Below are 18,865 nucleotides of genomic sequence, written 5' to 3' on the forward strand. Positions count from 1 at the left end.
TCTTCATTTCTCATCCTATCTATGGGCCTGCCCAGGGTCCAAAAGCCCGCTTGCAGCAGCGCCAACCGCATGGAACATGAGCACCACGGACACCAGCAGGACACCCGGCAGTAACGCCAGCCACCACCGCCCCATAGCAAGATATTTCATGCTCTCCGACAGGATCACTCCGATAGCAGGCTGCTCCGGCGGCAGCCCGAAGCCCAGGAACGTAATGCTCGCCTCATGAAGGATGGCATGAGGAAAAAGCAGCACCATGCCAACAAACAGCTGCGGCAGTAAATGTGGGACCATATGTTTATGCGCGATATACAGCCGCCCTTTTCCCAGCTTTCCGGCAATCCGCACATACTGGCTTTCCTTAAGCTGCAAAGTCTCCGCCCGCAAAAGCCGGGCAAGGGAAGTCCAGTGAGTCAGGGCAATGCCTGTGACCACGCCCCGGAAGCCTTTTCCCGCCGCATAAGAGATCAGCACCAGCAAAAGGATATGAGGGATTCCCATCACCGTATCGATCACGCACCCGATCACGCCGTCCGCAAACCGCCCCATGGCCGCCGTCAGGCCCAAGGCCAGCGCGATGACCGAACTGACCGCCGCGGTCAGAAGCCCAAGACGGATACTGAGAGACAGTCCCGCGACCGTTCTCACAAACATATCACGCCCCATCCAGTCGGTCCCAAACGGATATTGAATACAGGGAGCTATATTTTTCCTGGAAAAATCCACAGCCTGGGCGCGCTCCGCCCAAAGCTGGCCCGCTGCCGTGATGACCGCCAGCAGGACCAGGCAGAAAACCGCCAGATATACTGTTATCTGGCGGCGGTTTCCTTTGCCAGACCTCATACCCGTCTCCCCTCTCCGCCGATTCTCGGGTCCACGGCCCGGTACAGGATATCGGCAGTCAGATTTCCCGCAAAAACGATCGCCGCCGTGATCACCGTGATCCCCAATAGAAGCGGTACGTCTCCCCCCAGTCCGGCGCTGACCGCAGCCTGCCCCAGCCCCGGATAGGAGAACACCTGCTCCACCAGAACCGATCCGCCAAATATCTCACTGATGGAAGCGAACTGAAGGGTCATCGCCGGAAGGAGCACATTGCGGATCCCGTGCTGGATGGCAATCCGCCCTTCGGACTCTCCCCGCGCACGGGCAAACAGCACATAATCGCTTTCCATGGCCTCCGCCATCTTCTCCCGCGTATGCAGCGCAATATTGGAGATCCCCGTGACCGACAGGGTGAGCGCAGGAAGGACCGCATGGGCGATCCGGTCACCCATAGTCACTCCCGACGCCTCCACACCGATCGGCACGCTCAACCCGATCGGAAGCCATCCCAGCCATATGGCAAACACCATGAGAAAGACCAGAGCCAGCCAAAATGCCGGCGTGCTCGCCGTGACCAGGGCATACGCTGATATGATCCTGTCCGCCGCGCTGCCCGGCTTTTTCCCGGCCAGGATTCCCAGACCGAAACCAACCAGCCCGGACAAAACCCACGCCGTCACCATCAGCCACAGGGAATTTTTAAGCTTTACCCCGATCACCTGCATGACCGGCTGCCGGTACAATAAAGACATCCCAAAATCTCCCCGGAAGAAATCCTTTGCCCAGGAGAAAAAACGTTCTACCGGCGGCACACCCACGCCCCAGTATTCCTGAAGCCTGGCAATCTGCTCCTGACTCATGCTTCCCAGAGCAGCCTGGCCCACGTTGGTAGCCAGCGGGTCCAGCGGAGACGCAGAGACAAGAGCAAAGGTCAGCACACTCACAAGGAACAGAAGCACCGCCATCCGTATTATTTTTTTCGCAATAAATTGAAAAGATATCATGTTACTCCCAACTCCACTCATCTACATTGTTTACGATGGACCAGCCATGTCCGTGAGGATGGAGCTTCTGCTGTGCCACCTTTAAACCGTCCTTCGCCCAGTAGAGATGATCGATATTTACCAGCCAGATCCACGGGATATCCCCCTCCTGGGTGATTCCTGAAACGCCGTCCCACTGGGCTTTCTGCCACAGCCTGTAGGACGCCTCCAGATCATTCTCTGCCAGCGCCTCATCCATATACCGGTCCACGGTCTCGTTAGAATAAGGAGAGTACTCTGCGTATCCGCCGCCTGGCGCGCTGTGATAGATATTGTAAAGCTCCATCGGCGTATGCGCCCCCCAGCCCCACATAAGCGGCTCGCTCAGCGCCCGGTCATAAGCCTCATCCCAGCCCACACCCTGAGCCGTCACTTCTATCCCGATCTTTTTAAGCTGGTTTGCGGTATCTGCCGCAAGCGCCTGACGCACCGAATCGCTGGCCGGATACATCAGGGTAAAGGACGCCCGGACTCCATCCTTTTCCCGGATCCCGTCCTCTCCCTTTTTCCATCCGGCCTCATCAAGCAGCGTTTCCGCCTGAGCCGGGTCATACTCCACCTGAGCTTTGTCGTTGTACCAGGGCATTTTGTCGCAGACGCTGTATGCCGGGCTGCCATAACCATTTAACACATTCCCGATCATTTCCTCCCGGTTGATCGCCAGATTGATGGCCCGCCGTACGTTCACATCCGCTGTGAATTTATTTGCTTCCGGAACTGCCGGAAGGTTGAAGCCCCGGTTATCCACAGTCTCAAAGGACAGCAGCTCAAATCCCTCCACCGTCTGATCTGAGTAAGGGGCGGCCGTATAGGCCAGATCCACCTGCCCGGACCTGGCTGCCGCAAACGCCGCATCCTCGTCCATAAACAGGATCGTCACCCTTTTCATCTTCGGCGCGTCTCCATAATAGTCCGGGTTGGCCTCCAGGATCACCTGCTGTCCCTTGTCCCACTGCTTCAAAATATAACGCCCGGAGCCAACCGGGTGTTCCCCATAATCCGGTCCATAGGCATGCTCCGGCACGATCCCCACGACAGCCATGGTATACGGCCAGATGGAATAGGGACGTTTCATATGAAAGACCACCGTATCGCTGTCCACAGCCTCCGCTGACTCAAGCATCGTAAAATCATTGACCGAACTGGTATCCCTCAAAGTATTGTAGGTGAACGCCACATCCTCCGCCGTCAGCGGCTCCCCGTCTGTAAATTTGGCATCGTTGCGGATATCCACTGTCCAGGTCAGCCCGTCTTCGCCTGCCTCCATGGCGGTTGCCAGGTCATAGTCAATTTTCAGATCCGGCGTTGTCACAGTCAGGGTACTCTGGATCAACGGTTCATGTACATGCTCCCCAGCTCCCCAACCATAAGCCGGGTCAAATCCTGCCTCCGGCTCCGAGGTTGGCCCCATCACCACGATCACATCCTCCCGGACCGAACTGCCTGCACTTCCATTCCCGGCCGCGCTCCCTGTGCTGCCTGCCACCTCCGCAGCGGAACCCGCGCCGCTCTGTCCGCAGCCGCCAAGCGCCGAAGCCATCACTGCCATAGACCCCGCCAAAATCCACCATGCTTTTTTCATACTCTGTCTCCTGTCTCTGTTTTCACTGTCTTTCATTCCTTAGGGATCAAAAAAGCCGGGAAAGCGCTGCATCCCTTGGGGACGCGGTATGCCTTCCTGGCTCTGATCTCTGAATCTGATTTTCTTACGCAGGTACTTCGGTACCGCATGGCGGCTTGTGCCGTCCACTCTCTATGCCTGTTAGTATACGGCAGTATCCCTGCCTCGTCAAGAAATATATGGTAAAACGTTTGCCTTACAGAACATCCGAAAAATGTGGCCTCAGCCGTTTAAATACCTTTAAGCCCAAAAGCCCCAGCACAACCGTCACCAGCCAGAAATAAAGTCCCAGCTTTGGACGCTCCCAGAACCAGTTGCCGGTCAGCATGCTGTCCCGGTATCCGGCGACCACGTAATAGAATGGATTGATCTTTAAAAGAGTCACCACCCACGGAGCCTTGTCCGCAAACAGGCTTTCATGATACATGATCGGTGTCAGCCACATGCCAAACTGCAGGCAGATGCTGACGATCTGAGCCATGTCCTTAAAGAACACATTGACTGCAGATGTCAGATATCCGATCGCCAGAGCCAGCATGGAAGCCGCAAAGGTATAGTACACAATCTGAACCCAGGTGGCAAGCGGCAGCCTGCCATAGCAGAAAAACATCAGCAACATGATCAGCACAAAAAAGCCATGAACGATCAGGCAGGAGATCAGCTTGATGATCGGCAGAATCTCCACCTGGAACACCACTTTTTTTACAAGATAGCTGTACTCCTGAAGACAGTTGGTGACACAGTTTAATGCTTCGCTGTAGAAGAACCAGGGCACGATCCCCGGCACCAGCCACAAAACATACGGCACTCCCGGAACCGGCGGTACACTCTTAAATCCCACCTGGAATATAAAGAAATAAATCAGCACCGTCACAAGCGGCTGCACAAACATCCACACGATCCCGAAGTAGGAGCCTACAAACCGTTTTTTAAAGTCTGCTTTCGCCAGATCCCAGATCAGCCTTCTCTTTTTCACGATTTCCTTCAGCAGCGAAATCAGATAGGTCATAGTTTTTCATTCCTCTCTTGTCAGAACTTAAACGTATCCTTAAGTCCGCTCCACTTTTTATCCTTGTCGGAAATGATCAGCTCCACGCCATCCTGCAGCGGCCATTCCACGCCGATCTCCGGATCGTTCCACGCCAGTCCGCCCTCGTCGCCCGGATGATAGAAATCCGTGCATTTGTACGCAAACTCCGCCTCATCCGAAAGCACCAGGAACCCATGTGCAAATCCCTCCGGGATGTAAAACTGCTTCTTGTTCTCCGCAGTCAGCTCCACGCCAAACCATTTTCCATAAGTCTTTGAATCTGCGCGCAGATCCACCGCCACATCAAATACAGAACCGCGGATGGCACGCACCAGCTTGCCCTGCGGAAACTGCTTCTGGAAATGCAGGCCTCTCAGCACTCCGCGGACAGACATGGACTGGTTATCCTGGACAAACACCATGTTAAGCCCCGCTTCCTTAAAATCATTCTGGTTGTAGGTCTCCACAAAATAGCCGCGCTCGTCCTTAAACACAGTCGGTTCAATCACATACAGCCCCTCGATCTCACAGGGGGTTACTTTAATCTTTCCCATTATCCTTGATCTCCGATTTCTGAATTTTCATTTTGTCCGCTGTTTTTGCGGCAGAGTACTGGCGTTTACAGCCTCATACTCACAATGCTGTAAAGCCGCAGCAGCACATAGCCGTTTAAGCAGCACATCAGATACAATATACTACGGTTTCGGTTCTTTGTCAAAACCACCGTGTCATTTTTTAACGCCATCAAAAGCACCGGCAGAAATGGAAGGAAATACCTTCCCTGCACTCCGTTGATGATCCTGGAGCTGATCGGCGTCCAGGCGATCAGCATGGATGCCATGGTAGCCGCCGCGCATCCGGCGCACACCACGCATACCCACACCCGCTGCCGCACGCTCATATTCAGGCTTTCGCCCGGTTTCCGAAATGCCAGCTCCAAAAGACCGAACGTAAACGTTATCACCACAAGGTACGGCACTTCCAGTACCTCATCCAGATTGCCCAGGTACGCTCCGATCATGGTCAGATGGTAATGCTCCGCCTGCCACAGGATCGTCTGGTAGAACATTTTTACCAGACGCATGGGCTGGTGCAGCAAAAGCGTCAGGCTGTAGCCCGGCTCCTCCGCCCACATCACATAGCTTTCCGTCTCTGTGGCGTAGGATACCAGGACCTGGCTGTTGACCAGAAACATGGAAACAGCCCAGGCGCCGCCCACAAGAAACGCCGCCAGCGCCCATTTCCCCCAGCCGCCGAATTTGCGGACCGGGATCAGCAGGCACAGGCCCATCATCACCGCGTAGACCATCTTGCACGGCCCTGCCGCCGCCATCAAAGCCATCAGAATGGCTATATCGATCCAGGATACCCGCTCCTTTTTATAAGCCAGATCCAGACAGACTGCCGTAAAACAAAACATACAGCCCAGTATCATCACGTCATAGGAAAATGATGCCGACAAATGCAGCGTCATAGGCAGCAGCGCCACGCCGAACAGCACTTCCCTGCCGAAAGGCAGCCGCCTCATAGCAAGCGCAGTCATCACCACAAAAAACAACAGATTGCAGAACCTGCCCAAGTAGAGAAGCGGCACCGTAGTCATACCCAGCAGCCGGGCCACGGATATGCCGACTGCCTGCGGCACATAGGCCAGGGGCGTTGTCACCACAGGAGGATACTGGGAGCTTACCCACTCCCCTCTCATATGGTCCAGCCGCTCCGGCATATACTGCCCCGACACGCCAAGCTCCCATAATGTCTGATAGGTGGACTCATCCAGCAGTTCGCCGAACTGCACATTTCCCTCCAGGCTTTCTTTCGTCACCTGCAGATTCCCGTCCTCGTCCGCCTCGTAAACACGGATTCCCTCTAAGTCCTCCACCCAGGCATCCTCCGGGCGCAGCATCACCCTGCCATACCGGTCATTGGACGGCAGCCCCAGCATCCGGCTGGACAACTGGTAAGCGCTGACATAATGACTGATCTCATCCGGCGCAGAGAGCGGGGGCAGGACAAATAAGTACATAAGCCCCAGAAGCAGGGCCGCCACGGGATAGAGCCGTTCCAAGCAGATACTTCCAAAAAATCCCCGCCCCAGCACAAAAAGGCTTACCAGCACGGCAGCCGCCAGCACCAGATAAACCTTCAAAAGCCACAGATCTCCACAGGCCACTGCGCCGTCGCGCACATCCTGTACATGCCAGAGCCCCAGAAGCGCCACTGCTATGAACATCGCCAGAGAAAAGCCCGGGCGGAGCTTACCCTTCTTCTTCATGCTTCTTCTCCTCCAGCGCCATCTGCTGAACCAGCTCTTTTACCTTCGTCTCCAGCTGGGAAATATGGATCGTCATATAAAATACCTTTACGATCAGGATAAAGATCGCAAACAGGAACAGGAAATTGGTGGTCGCATAGATTCCCAGCACATGGGCGCAGAAATCCGCCACCTGCGGGAACAGGCTGTATATCACCAGCACGATCGCCAGCACGATCCAGAAGATCGCGCTCTCGATCTGGACCTTGGACTGGCGGATCTTCCTCATGATCAGATAAAAAGTCCCCACCGAGGCAAGGATCAGTGCAATCCGAAGTGTCAGTGTCATCATGGCTGTCGCCTCCATTTCTTCTCCCAGTACAGGGGACTCATGGTACATTTCAGTATCATTTTTTGGGGAAGCCTCTGATACTGTTTTCCCATCCGGTATCCCAGATATTTGCAGCCGCTGCTCACAACCAGCGACGGCAGCAGCCAGAACCGGCCGCTCCTCAGCAAATAGCGGGCGGTCTGTTTCACCATGCGGATGCCCTCGCCCTCTGACTTAAGTCCGGCAAACACCTCGGGGTGCTCCGCCTGGGACACTGCCAGGTCAAAGTTCCGGTGGAACTGCTGCATGGGCGATAAATTGTGGGAATGGATTACTTTTGCTTCCGGCACATAGGCAACCGCATATCCCGCCTGAATGGCTCCCGCCGCATAGATCATGTCCTCGTTAAATATGGTACTGTTCGTAAAACCTTCCAGCTTTTCAAACAGGTCCTTCCGGTAAGCGCAGCACACATTGGATGCAAAGTATGTTTTGATCCCCAGGACCGGAAGATCCCTGGCAGTCTTTATCCTCCCCTCCGCCGGATAATTGAACTGCCGGGTGTAGCGCTCGATCGTATGGCAGTCCTTAGCGGGAAGCTGTCTGGCATAAGCCATGGCCACAGGCTCCCCCTCCGGACCAGCACCGGAAAGCGCCTCCGTCAGTCTCTCGATCAGATATTCATCCTGAGGAACCGCATCATCCGTCATAAAGATCATCACATCCGCCTCAGAATACCATGCCGCCAGATTCCGCGTTCCGCCGTGGTCAAACTCCTCCTTTGTCAGGTGCTTTACCTCCAGTCCGCGGATCCCCTGATACCCCTGCTCATTCCAGTAGGAACGTTCTGTATTCATCACAATGATCCGGTCCGGCGGAACCGTCTGCCTGGCAAGCATCTGCAGGCAGTCTTGAAAATTTCCTGTCCGGTTTGTATACCGGGATCAACACATCTACTGTCATAAACGTTTCCTCCTTTCCTATTCTGCTGTTTTCCTGCCCCGGGCAAAGCCAAGCCAGGCCAAAAGGATAAAGCCAGCCGCCATTCCGGCCATTAAGATCAGGTAGGCCCACGCAGCGCCGGGGATTCCATGTTTCATCACCAGCGCAGGGGCCAGCCAGAGGGCCGCCGCCGTCAGCACCAGGTAGATGCCAAAGATCGTCTTCTGCCTGCGCATAATGACTAAGGCGTAATAGTGCAGGTTCAGGATCGCATAGAATCCTCCTCCCAGCACGATCAGGCCGAAGGCTCTGTGATAGACCGTCAGTTTCCCTGCATAAGCAGGCCCGAACACCAGCTCCAGGATGCCGAGCACCGGTTTTCCAAGCACTGCAGTGCCAAGGACTGCCAGCACAGTCAGGCCTCCGATCACAGCGGAGAGGCGTCCCATTTTCCTGGCAAAATCTTTGTATCTGCCCTCGTTCCAGCAGACCGTCAGATAAGTCAGAAATGGACGGATGACGAAGCCCGCCGCCAGATTGATAAACGACGTGGGCATGAATATCGCATTGAAATATCCGGATGACGCATCATCCATATGGGCGTCGATCGCGTATTTGGATGCGGAAAACACATAAAAATCCAGGAATACGGAGAGGAACAGCAGCACGGTCGCTGTTGTCAGGGTTATGAGCTTTGACTTGTCCCAGCCGTAATCTGCCGCTCCGTCCAGATGGTGGAGCCTGCGAAGCACCACGATATCAAAGAGCAGCACTCCCGCGGCCTGGGCACAGACCGCAGCCACGCAGGCGTAAAGCAGGTTTCTTCCTGCTGCCAGCGCCGCTAAAAATACGCCCACGGAGAGAAGGGTCCGGAACATGTTGGACTTTCCGGTCAGGTAGAGACTCCCCTGGCGCTGGAATTCTGACTCGTAGACGTCGGCAAAACCGTCTATCACCTTGTAGATGATCAGGAGAAATATGATCCATGCTTTTTCTGGGCGGTAGCCTCTGTATATGAGGAAAACAGCGCCGGCTGCCAATGCAGCCGCGCAGGTTAAATATCGGTGGTGAAGATAATCGCCAAAGCGGTATTCTCCTGATCCATCGGTGATCTGGAATGGACGGATGCCAAAGTAAGCTACCAGGAACATCTGCTGTCCGACGGTGCTGAAGCCTATGGCAAAGATCCCGCCCTGCTCGGCACCGGCGAGACGCACTACGAGGAAGGACAGCACCATGCTGGCAAAGGCGTAGCAGAAGCTGCCCGCCATGTTCCAGACCATATTCTGTTTTTCTCTGTTGGGGCCTGTTCTGATCAGGGTGTCTGCCCATTGGTTCATGTGGTGTCCTCCGGTTTGTGTTCCTATAACTTGTGGCGCCAGGTGACTCCCGCGCTGCTCATCGCTTGCGAAAGTTTTGAATCAACAATATTGATATCAGGATCCGTGCCATATACCTCACCGCCACAGTTGGTTTTAAATAGCTCTCGCCTCCTGCCCGTTCTTCAATGATAACGGGTACTTCTGCTACTTTTGCGCCTTGTTTGATGAGATAGGAAATCGTGTCCGGCTCTGGTCCGTAGTTGATGTTCAGCGCAAATTCCTTTATCATCTCACGGCTGAACATCCGCATTCCGGAGGTCGGATCTGCCACATGTACGCCTGTGGTAAGGCGGATGGCTGCCGTGATTAAACGGCTTCCCACCATCCGCATGGACAGGTCTTTTTTTTCGTCCAGGAAACGGCTTCCTATGACGATATCATACCCTTCCTTCATTTTTTCCTGCATGGGGAGAATGTATTCCGGCCGGTGCTGCCCGTCCCCGTCAAACTGGATCGCATAGGCATAGCCCTTCGCGTAAGCGTATTTCATCCCCGCCTGAAAGCATCCGGCAAGCCCTAAGTTCACCGTCAGATCCAGAAGGTTGTAGCCGCGCTCCCGGCAGATCTGGGCAGTCCTGTCGCTGGAGCCGTCATTGACCACAACGTAATCAAGCTGCGGATAATCCCGCTCCAGCTCCTCAACCACCATCTCAATATTCGCTTCTTCATTGTAGGCGGGAATCACCACCAGTACCTTGTCCATCTTAATCTCCTGTCACATCATTTACACGCCGCCCAAGATCACATCGCAGATCTCATCCACCACTTCTAACGGCAGCTCCGCATAGAGCGGCAGCGTCAGTACCTGGGACGCGATCCTCTGCGCCACCGGAGTGTCCTCCGCGCGGAACTGCCCCTGATAACACGCATAGCTGTTGATACAGGGATAGAAATATTTCCGCGCAAAGATCCCCCGCTCCTTCAGTGCCGCAAACACCTGGTCCCGGTCCATGGAGAATCCGTCGAATACCACCGGCATATAGGCGTAATTGTAGCGGACTCCCGGTTTCTCTTTGCACAGGCGAACGCCCTTCACACCCTCAAGCCGCTCCCGGTACCGTCCGGCCAACGCCCGGCGTTTCCCGATCTCCGCCTCTAAATGCCGCAGATTGCACAGGCCCATGGCGGCCTGAAATTCATTCATCTTTCCGTTGGCCCCCACAAATTCCACGCTCTCATATCCGGTTATCCCGAAATTCTTGAGCTGGTAGAGCCGGTCCTTTAAATATTCTTCCTGAAATGTCACCGCGCCGCCCTCAATACTATGAAATACCTTGGTGGCGTGGAAACTGAACATGGAAGCGTCTCCAAACTGCCCCACGCCCGTGCCGTTTAACTCCTCGCCAAAGGCATGGGCCGCATCGTAAACCACCTTCAGCCGATGCCTCTGTGCAATCTCCCGGATCCGCTCCACGTCGCATAAGTTCCCGTAGACATGGACCGGCACGATCGCGGTGGTTTTCTCCGTGATCAGGCTTTCCAGTTTCTCCGCATCTATGGTATAGTCTTCCTCATTAATGTCGCAAAATACCGGGGTCAGCCCGTTTCTCACAATGGCGTGCGTCGTGGAGGCGAAGCTGAACGGCGTTGTGATCACCTCTCCCTTCAGCTCAAAAGCCTGCAGCGTCAGCTCCAGCGCCATATGTCCGTTGACAAACAGCTCCAGCTCCGGCGTTTTTAACAGCCCCTTCAGCTGCTCTTTGAACTCCTCATGGTATGCGCCCATATTGGTCAGCCATGCGCTCTCCCAGATGGGTTTAAGCATCTCCACATATTCCTCTAAGGCCGGCATCGAGGAGCGTGTCACCATGATGGGAGGCTCGTGTTTTGCTGTCATACTTTTATTTCCTCCGTCCTGCTTTTCGTATCTTCCGTCATTCCGTCGGACGCTCCGGCATCCGGTATTCCGTATACCGCCTTGCCAGGTACTGTCCGCCGATCTCTCCCTCAGGCTCCAGCCCGCCTCCTGTAAAACAGTTCAGATGGTTTTTCACCATATCATAACCCGCCATGCAGGAAAATGCAACACCACCGGAAAACCGGGGATTGCATTCCAGGAAATACCACTCACCCTGCCGCTCGATGAATTCAAAATTCACACAGCCCCGGATCTCCAATGCCGCCGCGATCTCCCTGCACTGCTTCTCCAGCAATTCATCCCGGAATACATATACGGAAGTCCCCGCCCCGTTGGGAGTCCTTAAAAGCTCCCTCCGCGGCAGGCACACGCAGTCCCCGCTCTCCGGGTCCCGCACCACGTCCACCGTCACCACGCTGCCCTCGATCTTGGGCTGTACGATGTAGCGCTCCGCCTGGGCCTTCAAAAGCTCCACCGCCAGCATCATTTCCTTCGCACTCTCTATGACCCGCATGCCCTGGCTGCTCCTGCCGTCCTGCGGTTTCAATACCAGCGGGTAAGAAAGTCCCACGTACCGGGAATCCCCCTCTGTCCCGATGACCTCCGACAGATGCTGGGCCGGGATTGCATTACAGATGTTGCGGGAATCCAAAAACCTCTCGATCCGCTCCTTATTCCGGCACAGGGCGATCGTTTCATACCCGGACATACAGATGACCGCTCCCAGCTCCTCGGAGGCCTTGTACCAGTCCTGTAACGTGTCCACCTCCGCATCTGTCAGGGGAATGATGTAATCAATCTCCTCCCTGCTGCATACGTCCATCATAAAGCTGCGGTATGCTTTCCTTGAAGTGGCATAGGGCGCCTGATAAAAGGCGTCTACCTCCATGGAATTCACAACCCACTCCGCCGGATAGACGTCGCATCCCACTACCCAGTAGCCGTCCCGTTTGCAGGCGCTGATCACCGCCCCCGCGGAAAAAGAGCCGATCGCCGTTACCAAAATCGTTTTCTGCATCTGTTTGTCCTCCTCTCACCCTGTATGACCATAATATCGTTTATTTTATCCTGTCTGCGCCGGAGATCAGTCCTTCCCGCGCAGCCGGTTCTTCACCATACCCCATAAATAGCAAAAACTCTCCAGCTTAAATGCCCACGCAAGCCCCGCATATACCGCCGCGCCGCACACGATCTGCACCGCCAGCTTCAGCCACACGGACATCTCCGGCATCCGGGAGCCTGCTGCCATCACCACCGCGCACATCACGGCTGAGAGCGCCGCCGACGGCATCACGTCCATCCACTGATGAAAAATACTGTAGTCCAGAAGCTTCCGGTTCGGCGCCGCATTGATAAACGTACACACAAAATCCTGAAACGCCTTTAAGCACACCATGATATAGACATTAAACTGCATCCCCACGACCAGTGCTAACAGGCTCAAGCCTTTTTTCACGATCTCCAGCTTCAGGAAGATATCGCTCCGTCCCATGGCGTTTATCGCCTGCAGGTTCGTGATATGGATCGGCCAGAAGCAGTAGGAAATGCACATGATCCGCAGAAACGGCACGCAGATCATCCATTTTTCTCCCAAAAGCGCCAGGACCAGCGTGTCCGCCACCGCAAACAGTCCAAGGAGCATGGGGATCACCGCAAAGGAGCTCAACCGGATCGCCCTGCGCACCATCTCCCTCACCGCCGCCTTGTCATCCTGCCTTGCAGAAAACGCCGGCAGCAGCACCGCCTGGATCGCGGCTCCCAGATTCGTCGCGATCAGCTTCGGGAACTGCTCGCCCCGGTTATAACTTCCCAACAGTTCTTCATTATAGATCTTTCCGATCAAAAGTCCATATAAATTATTAAATACCGTATCCAGAAGAGATGCGCACAAGAGCTTCCAGCCAAAGGCAAACATCCCCTGCACCCGCTCTACCGCAAAGCACAGGCGCGGCCTCCACCGGACCGTGATAAATAAAACCAGCATCAGGGAAATATAGTAGCTGATCTGCTGACCCACCATGGCCCACACCCCAAGCCCCGAAGCCGCCATGCCGATACTGATCACGCCGGACACCGCCGACGCTGCCAAAGTAGAGAAAAACAGCCCCTTAAACTCCATATTCCGCGACACATACGCTGTCTGTACAGAGATCACAGCCCCCGGAAACAGCACGAATGCCAGTACCCGGACAATCCCCATAAGCTCCGCGATCCCATAAAAAGACGCAATCGACGGGGCCGCCTGGTAAAGCAGCACATACATGACAAGGGCCACCGCCAGCTCAAAATAACACACTGACGAAAAATCCACCTCATCCGCCTTCTGCTTCTGCACCAGCGCCGTGGAAAAACCGCTCTGCACAAACACATTTGCAATGGTGATGAAGATCATGATGATCCCCACCACACCGTACTGCGCCGGTGTCAGGAGCCGCGCCAGGATGATCGCGATCACAAACTGGATCCCCTGGGCGCCGCCGTTCTCTAAAAGCTTCCAGAACAGCCCTTTTACCACCTTCTGCTTCATATCTGTCTCTGCCACTATGTTCTCCTTCGCTGTCCGCCGTCGTTCTCCAGCCTGGGACGGCTGCCTCAGGCCGCTTTCTTCCTCTTGCCTCGATCGGCTGCCTCTGGCTGCTTTCTCCCCTTGACCGTCACAGGCTGCCTCCCTCTACATTCTATGGAACGCCCGCTGGAGCCATCGGTACAGCCCCGGCATCATTGTCTCAAAACGGATAAAGAAGCGGGTCCTTCCATTCAGCTCCCGGTAAAACTCCCGGTTTCTCCTGTCCAAAACAACATCATACTGCTTCGTATTCACTTGGGTCAAAAAGACCAGACGCCGTATGGCATGTTCCACCGTATCATGGAACCTGCCGCCACTCTCCCGGTCGAAGCCCCGGTACATCTCCTCCATGGCGCAGGCGTAATCCTTTTGTTTCTCTTCGTAATTCCCCTGTTTCATCAGGGTTGTCCAGGAGGCCGCGCCTCCAAGACGGTATACGCACATGGGACTGTCCATATAGTAAGCCCAGCCTCTCGCCGCCGCCATAAGCTGGAGCGGGATATCCGCGATGGGCGCCAAAACATAAAAATCCGGCAAAAGCTTTACCATATCCGTCCGAAACATCAGGGACGCTGTCGGATATCCGGAGGTCTTGTCGATGATCTCCTCCGGCGTCACTTTCCTGTCCCCCCGGTATGGCCGCATCTGCCGTTCTGTCACTGCCCTGCCCTGGACCTCCACGCCCGCGCTGTGAAAACACAGGGAGCAGTCCGGATGTTCCTCCATATAGTCCACCTGCCGCTGAAGCTTATGTGGGTCCGTCCAGTAATCATCCCCCTCGCACATGGCGATATATCTACCTCTGGCCCGCGGGAAATTGAAGGTCCCGCTGATATTGGTCAGGCCTTTGGAATACTGGTTCTCTGTCTGAAGGATCGGAAAGATCCGGTCGGGATATGCTTCCGCATATTCCCTGATGATCTTTGCCGTCCCATCGGTGGAGGCGTCGTCGTGGATCAGCACTTCCCAGGCAAAATCCGTCTCCTGTCCTACGAAACCCTCCAGCGCATCCCGGATATAGGACGCCTGGTTATATGTGATGCAGCAGATGCTGACCAGGATCTGCTCACAGTTATCCTTCATTTTAACTCCTATCATTTACCATATCTATAACGATATTCTTACATTTTCCTTGCCATTACCTTTTATTTTACAATATTGCCCATAAATTGTAAATCAGATATGGAATTTTCCAGTTATTTGTGTTAGATTAGGCTATGGTAAGTATTTTAGTTAGGAGGAAGGATTTTATGTATAGACATACAAAAGCAGGCCTGGCCATGTTGCTGACCGGTGCGCTGCTTGCCAGTACAGTTATTCCGGCGTTTGCAGAAGAAGGCGGCCCCGGTGTAGTGGGCGGTTCGTCCAGCACCACCGAGACCTCATCCGGTATTTCCTTAAGCGGACCGGGAGGCGATGCTCCCCAGGGCGCACAGGAAACCGCCGAATCCAGCAGCGGTGTGATCACTGCCGGGGAAAGCACGGAGGGCAGCAGCGAGACTGACGGAACTACGGAGGGAACCACAGGGTCATCCCAGGAAACCCCTGGCGTCCCGGGAACCTCCGATACATCTGCTCAGACAACTTCTCCCGATGGAAGCGCTGCATCTTCTGAGACCAACGGGTTCACGGATGGACAGAATGCCGCTCTGACCGAACAGCAGGGCGCAGAGCTGGAGGCTGAAAAAGCCCAGGCAGAAGCTGAGGCCAGCCACCTCAACAACCCATTAGTCGTCCCGGACCGGGAGGCTCATCTTCAGACCACGATCCTGTTAAATGACGCGCAGGCCTGGTCCCAGGCTTACGTCAACGACCAGCAGATCGAGGGCGCTGCCGCAGGCTTCAGCTCCATTTCCACATTCCTTGAGAATATCCACGGGAATGTGCTGTACCGTACCTACAGCTCTGTAAACGGCTGGACCGCATGGGCCCTGAACGGACAGCAGACTGCCAACGCCACCACCTGGGTCCCGGTTGAAGCCATCCAGTATCGTTTCAGCGGCCCTGTGGCAGACAAGTACGACATTTACTACTCTACGATACTGAGTGACGGTACCCGAACCGGCTGGGCAAAGAACGGCGAGTCTGCCGGTACCATGAACCAGGGACTGTACATAACAGGTTTCCGCCTTGCTTTCTTCGTGAAAGGAACTGCTGAGCTTGACACCACCAACGTTTTAGTATCCGCCCACCAGGACGGCATCCAGATGGTCGACGGTGTGATGCAGTACATCCACGGTGACGGCAGCGGCTACACCGGATGGGGCTGGCAGCAGGATGACCGCTACTACTTTGTAGACTCCATGCCTGTGACCGGATGGCAGTATATTGACGGCTTCAAGTATTATTTCCAGGAAGACGGACGCCTTTTACAGGATGTGGAGCCGATCATCGGCACTGGCGGCCCGTTTATGCTCAAGATCAACAAAGAGATGAACTGCCTGACCGTTTATGCCAAGGATGGCGATAATGGCTTTATCATCCCCGTGAAGTCTTTCCTGACCTCTGTTGGTGATGATACCCCGATCGGTACCTTCCGGACCCCGGAGAAATACCGCTGGAGGCTGATGATCCACGATCTGTATACCCAGTATGCAACAAGGCTGGGCGCAGGAATGCCGATCCTGATCCACTCCATCATCTACGATGCGCCAAATCCGTTTACGGTATGGGCAAGCACGTACAACAACCTTGGTATCGCCCGCTCCGCAGGCTGTATCCGCCTTGCGTCCGCCGATGCCAAGTGGGTATATGATAACTGTGCGATCGGTACCACGGTGGTGGTCTACAACAGTTCCATTGCCGGACCGTTCGAGCGTCCTACCATTATGTACGAGATCCCGTTTGAGCAGACCTGGGATCCGACTGACCCGAACGTGACGCAAGAGATGATCGACGCGGAGACTGCGCGGATCATTGCGAAGTTCAATCCGTAATCATCTGTTTAAAGTTAACTGCATACATAAAAGGAGGCTTCCGAATCTGATATGATACCCCTAAGCAGACCAGGTAAATAACCAAAATCCACTTAAGAGGTGTCATATAAAACCGGACTGCCTCCTTTTCATTTCTTCCATTCATTTTGTGATCCCAATTTTGCCGGCTATCCGCAGTTCCATCCGTATCCCGGCAAACCAAAGCCTGGCAATCCACTCCTGAAACCAGTTGATGAAAAGATAATTCTTCATATAATAAAGCGCGCTCTCCTCCCGCAGACGCTGGCGCGCCATCTGGCTTTTCCAGGATTTGCTGATGGATGCTGAATGCTCATGACGGTAACTGCAGTTTAAAAGCAGGACTGTCCGGTAACCGGATGTCTTCATCCTCCATCCCAGCACAGCCTCCTCCTGATACAAAAAGATTCCTTCGTCATATCCACCGCATTCTAAAAATTTCCCAGCATCTACCATCAGCATGGATCCGTGGACCCCGTCCACATAAACAGCCTTTTTATCCCGAAAATAAGTCTCCGGATAGTCCAGGAAACGTCCCAGCAGCCGGCGGCTCACCGGCCCCATGGAAAAAAGCTCCCGCAAAAAACCGCGGAGAGGCCAGCCATTTTTCAGGCTGCCATACTGTGCATCCTCCATCCTAGCCGCCGCAACGCCCACATCCGGATGATATTCAAAAATCCTCAGCAGCTTTACCAGGCAGTCCTCAGAAAATTCCACATCCGGGTTGGCGATCAGTACATGGGTAGCCTGATTCTGCTCCGCCGCAAACCGGACGCCCAGGTTATTCCCTGCCCCGTAGCCACCGTTTTGCTCCGCGCGGACGACCTTGACCTTCTCATCCACCAGCAGCATAAGCTTCTGCATGGAATCGTCCGTGGAAGCATTGTCCACGAGCACGATCTGCTCCAGCACCCGATAATCGTGAATCATTCGGACCAGCTTCTGCACCGTGTCCGCGTCATTGTAGTTCAAGATCACACAGTTGAGTTTCATGCGCGCCTTCGCCTCCGGTTCTTTACAGTGTGGGTCCCCGGTTTTACCCGAGGCATCAGCAAACACATGCCAAAGATCTGAGTCAGCGTGCTCTTATACAGATGATGGGCCCGGATATTTTTAAAACGTATTGCCGGAGACTGGGCCGGAAGAGCAAGGAACGCCCGCAGGATGTCTTTCTGTTCCGGACTCATACTTCTCCCGTACCGCCGCCCAAAGGCCACCGCCTGCTGAAACATCCTGCTGTAATTCTCTCTCACCTGCTGCCGCCTGCCAAGCCTTTCTGTCATATCCTCCAGGCTTCCCGTCTTCTTGGCACCCAGCGTATTGGCGCTGTGCTGCCGATACTGATAGAGCGGCTCCTGGATACAGTCGATCGTCCCAAAGCAGGATGCGACGAGGGCGATCCACCAGTCATGCATATAGCAGGCGCAGGGCAGCAGCTGTTGCCATCTTTTCTCCAGTGGCTCCGCTTCTGCCCTGCCTTTTTTCATCCCGGTCACCAGTTCAAGCAGCGCCCGGTTCATCATCAGAGCGCCTCCGGTCACCGGATTCTCCACCAACACCTCCGCAAAAGAAGCCCGCTCCGGATCACAGTGCTGATAGGAAAAAAAACTGGGATGGATCTGATCCAGCCTTTCATCAGTCACCTCCATATCAGAATGGAGCAGGATCGGATGCTCCGTTCCAAGCTCCTCCTCCAGTTCTTTCATCCTCGCCAGCATGCATTTTACTTTGCAGTTGAACCAGACATCGTCCTGATCACTCAGCATAATGTAATCGCTTTTGCCTTCCCGGGCAGCGCAGCCCAGGAGCCAGAAAAAATTGCAGGCGGCAGGCGGAATGTTCCTGCCTGCCTCCGGTACGACCGGACGGTGCATCAAAAACACCTGCTCCGGATACCAGCCCTGATACTTAAAGAGCATCTCCCTGGTCCCGTCATCCGAGCCGTCGTCCGACACAAAAATACGGACCGGGACGGTCTGCGCAAGAATAGAGTCCAGCTGCTGCTCCAAATATTTCTTTCCCTGATATGTGGCCATCAATACAGTTACCATGTTGTCCG

At 54.7% G+C, this 18,865-nt stretch carries 17 protein-coding genes; 1 reads left to right on the plus strand and 16 read right to left on the minus strand.

From position 1 onward, the window contains the following. Positions 1–15: 15 nt before the first annotated feature. From AB1I67_RS22020 to AB1I67_RS22085, 14 genes are all read right to left on the minus strand, one after another. On the minus strand, positions 16–843 hold the full coding sequence (locus AB1I67_RS22020) for an ABC transporter permease (protein ID WP_367032478.1): 828 nt from the start codon (positions 841–843) through the stop codon (positions 16–18). Next, on the minus strand, positions 840–1,829 hold the full coding sequence (locus AB1I67_RS22025) for an ABC transporter permease (RefSeq protein ID WP_367032480.1): 990 nt from the start codon (positions 1,827–1,829) through the stop codon (positions 840–842). Before AB1I67_RS22025 ends, AB1I67_RS22020 begins: the two co-directional genes overlap by 4 nt. Before the next feature lies 1 nt (position 1,830). Further along, positions 1,831–3,450 carry an ABC transporter substrate-binding protein gene (locus AB1I67_RS22030; RefSeq protein WP_367032481.1) on the minus strand — a complete coding sequence of 540 codons (1,620 nt, stop codon included), beginning with the start codon at positions 3,448–3,450 and terminating at the stop codon, positions 1,831–1,833. Between the two features lie 235 nt (positions 3,451–3,685). Beyond that, positions 3,686–4,498 (minus strand): ABC transporter permease, encoded by an 813-nt coding sequence (locus AB1I67_RS22035; protein WP_367032482.1) that lies wholly within the window; start codon positions 4,496–4,498, stop codon positions 3,686–3,688. A 20-nt stretch (positions 4,499–4,518) separates the two neighbouring features. Continuing rightward, positions 4,519–5,073, minus strand: coding sequence for a dTDP-4-dehydrorhamnose 3,5-epimerase (gene rfbC / locus AB1I67_RS22040; protein WP_367032483.1), 555 nt, complete (start codon positions 5,071–5,073; stop codon positions 4,519–4,521). A 65-nt stretch (positions 5,074–5,138) separates the two neighbouring features. Next, entirely contained in the window at positions 5,139–6,794 is a 1,656-nt protein-coding gene (locus AB1I67_RS22045; protein WP_367032484.1) for a DUF2142 domain-containing protein, read from the minus strand. Beyond that, positions 6,778–7,125, minus strand: coding sequence for a DUF2304 domain-containing protein (locus AB1I67_RS22050; protein WP_367032486.1), 348 nt, complete (start codon positions 7,123–7,125; stop codon positions 6,778–6,780). Before AB1I67_RS22050 ends, AB1I67_RS22045 begins: the two co-directional genes overlap by 17 nt. Then, positions 7,122–8,003 carry a glycosyltransferase gene (locus tag AB1I67_RS22055; protein WP_367032487.1) on the minus strand — a complete coding sequence of 294 codons (882 nt, stop codon included), beginning with the start codon at positions 8,001–8,003 and terminating at the stop codon, positions 7,122–7,124. Before AB1I67_RS22055 ends, AB1I67_RS22050 begins: the two co-directional genes overlap by 4 nt. Before the next feature lie 81 nt (positions 8,004–8,084). After that, complete coding sequence (locus tag AB1I67_RS22060) at positions 8,085–9,386, minus strand: lipopolysaccharide biosynthesis protein (RefSeq protein WP_367032488.1); 1,302 nt, start codon at positions 9,384–9,386, stop codon at positions 8,085–8,087. Between the two features lie 58 nt (positions 9,387–9,444). After that, positions 9,445–10,131: a glycosyltransferase family 2 protein gene (locus AB1I67_RS22065; RefSeq protein ID WP_367032489.1), complete on the minus strand. Its 687-nt coding sequence runs from the start codon at positions 10,129–10,131 to the stop codon at positions 9,445–9,447. A 21-nt stretch (positions 10,132–10,152) separates the two neighbouring features. Beyond that, a complete protein-coding gene (locus tag AB1I67_RS22070) occupies positions 10,153–11,265 on the minus strand; it encodes a DegT/DnrJ/EryC1/StrS family aminotransferase (protein ID WP_367032490.1) in 1,113 nt (370 codons plus the stop codon). Positions 11,266–11,302: 37 nt separating this feature from the next. Further along, complete coding sequence (locus tag AB1I67_RS22075) at positions 11,303–12,304, minus strand: ATP-grasp domain-containing protein (protein ID WP_367032491.1); 1,002 nt, start codon at positions 12,302–12,304, stop codon at positions 11,303–11,305. A gap of 66 nt (positions 12,305–12,370) precedes the next feature. Continuing rightward, complete coding sequence (locus tag AB1I67_RS22080) at positions 12,371–13,828, minus strand: lipopolysaccharide biosynthesis protein (protein ID WP_367032492.1); 1,458 nt, start codon at positions 13,826–13,828, stop codon at positions 12,371–12,373. Positions 13,829–13,957: 129 nt separating this feature from the next. Then, positions 13,958–14,935, minus strand: a complete 978-nt coding sequence (locus AB1I67_RS22085; protein ID WP_367032493.1) for a glycosyltransferase — start codon at positions 14,933–14,935, stop codon at positions 13,958–13,960. A 167-nt stretch (positions 14,936–15,102) separates the two neighbouring features. On the opposite strand from AB1I67_RS22085, the gene AB1I67_RS22090 reads away from it, so the two are divergent. Then, positions 15,103–16,788 (plus strand): L,D-transpeptidase family protein, encoded by a 1,686-nt coding sequence (locus AB1I67_RS22090; RefSeq protein ID WP_367032494.1) that lies wholly within the window; start codon positions 15,103–15,105, stop codon positions 16,786–16,788. Positions 16,789–16,929: 141 nt separating this feature from the next. Here AB1I67_RS22090 and AB1I67_RS22095 read toward each other — a convergent pair whose 3' ends face one another. Together AB1I67_RS22095 and AB1I67_RS22100 are read right to left on the minus strand one after the other, a co-directional pair. After that, entirely contained in the window at positions 16,930–17,799 is an 870-nt protein-coding gene (locus AB1I67_RS22095) for a glycosyltransferase family 2 protein (protein ID WP_367032496.1), read from the minus strand. Continuing rightward, entirely contained in the window at positions 17,796–18,857 is a 1,062-nt protein-coding gene (locus AB1I67_RS22100) for a glycosyltransferase family 2 protein (RefSeq protein WP_367032497.1), read from the minus strand. Before AB1I67_RS22100 ends, AB1I67_RS22095 begins: the two co-directional genes overlap by 4 nt. Between the last annotated feature and the right edge of the window lie 8 nt (positions 18,858–18,865).

The sequence above is a fragment of the Clostridium sp. AN503 genome (assembly GCF_040719375.1).
Taxonomy (GTDB): Bacteria; Bacillota; Clostridia; order Lachnospirales; family Lachnospiraceae; genus Brotaphodocola.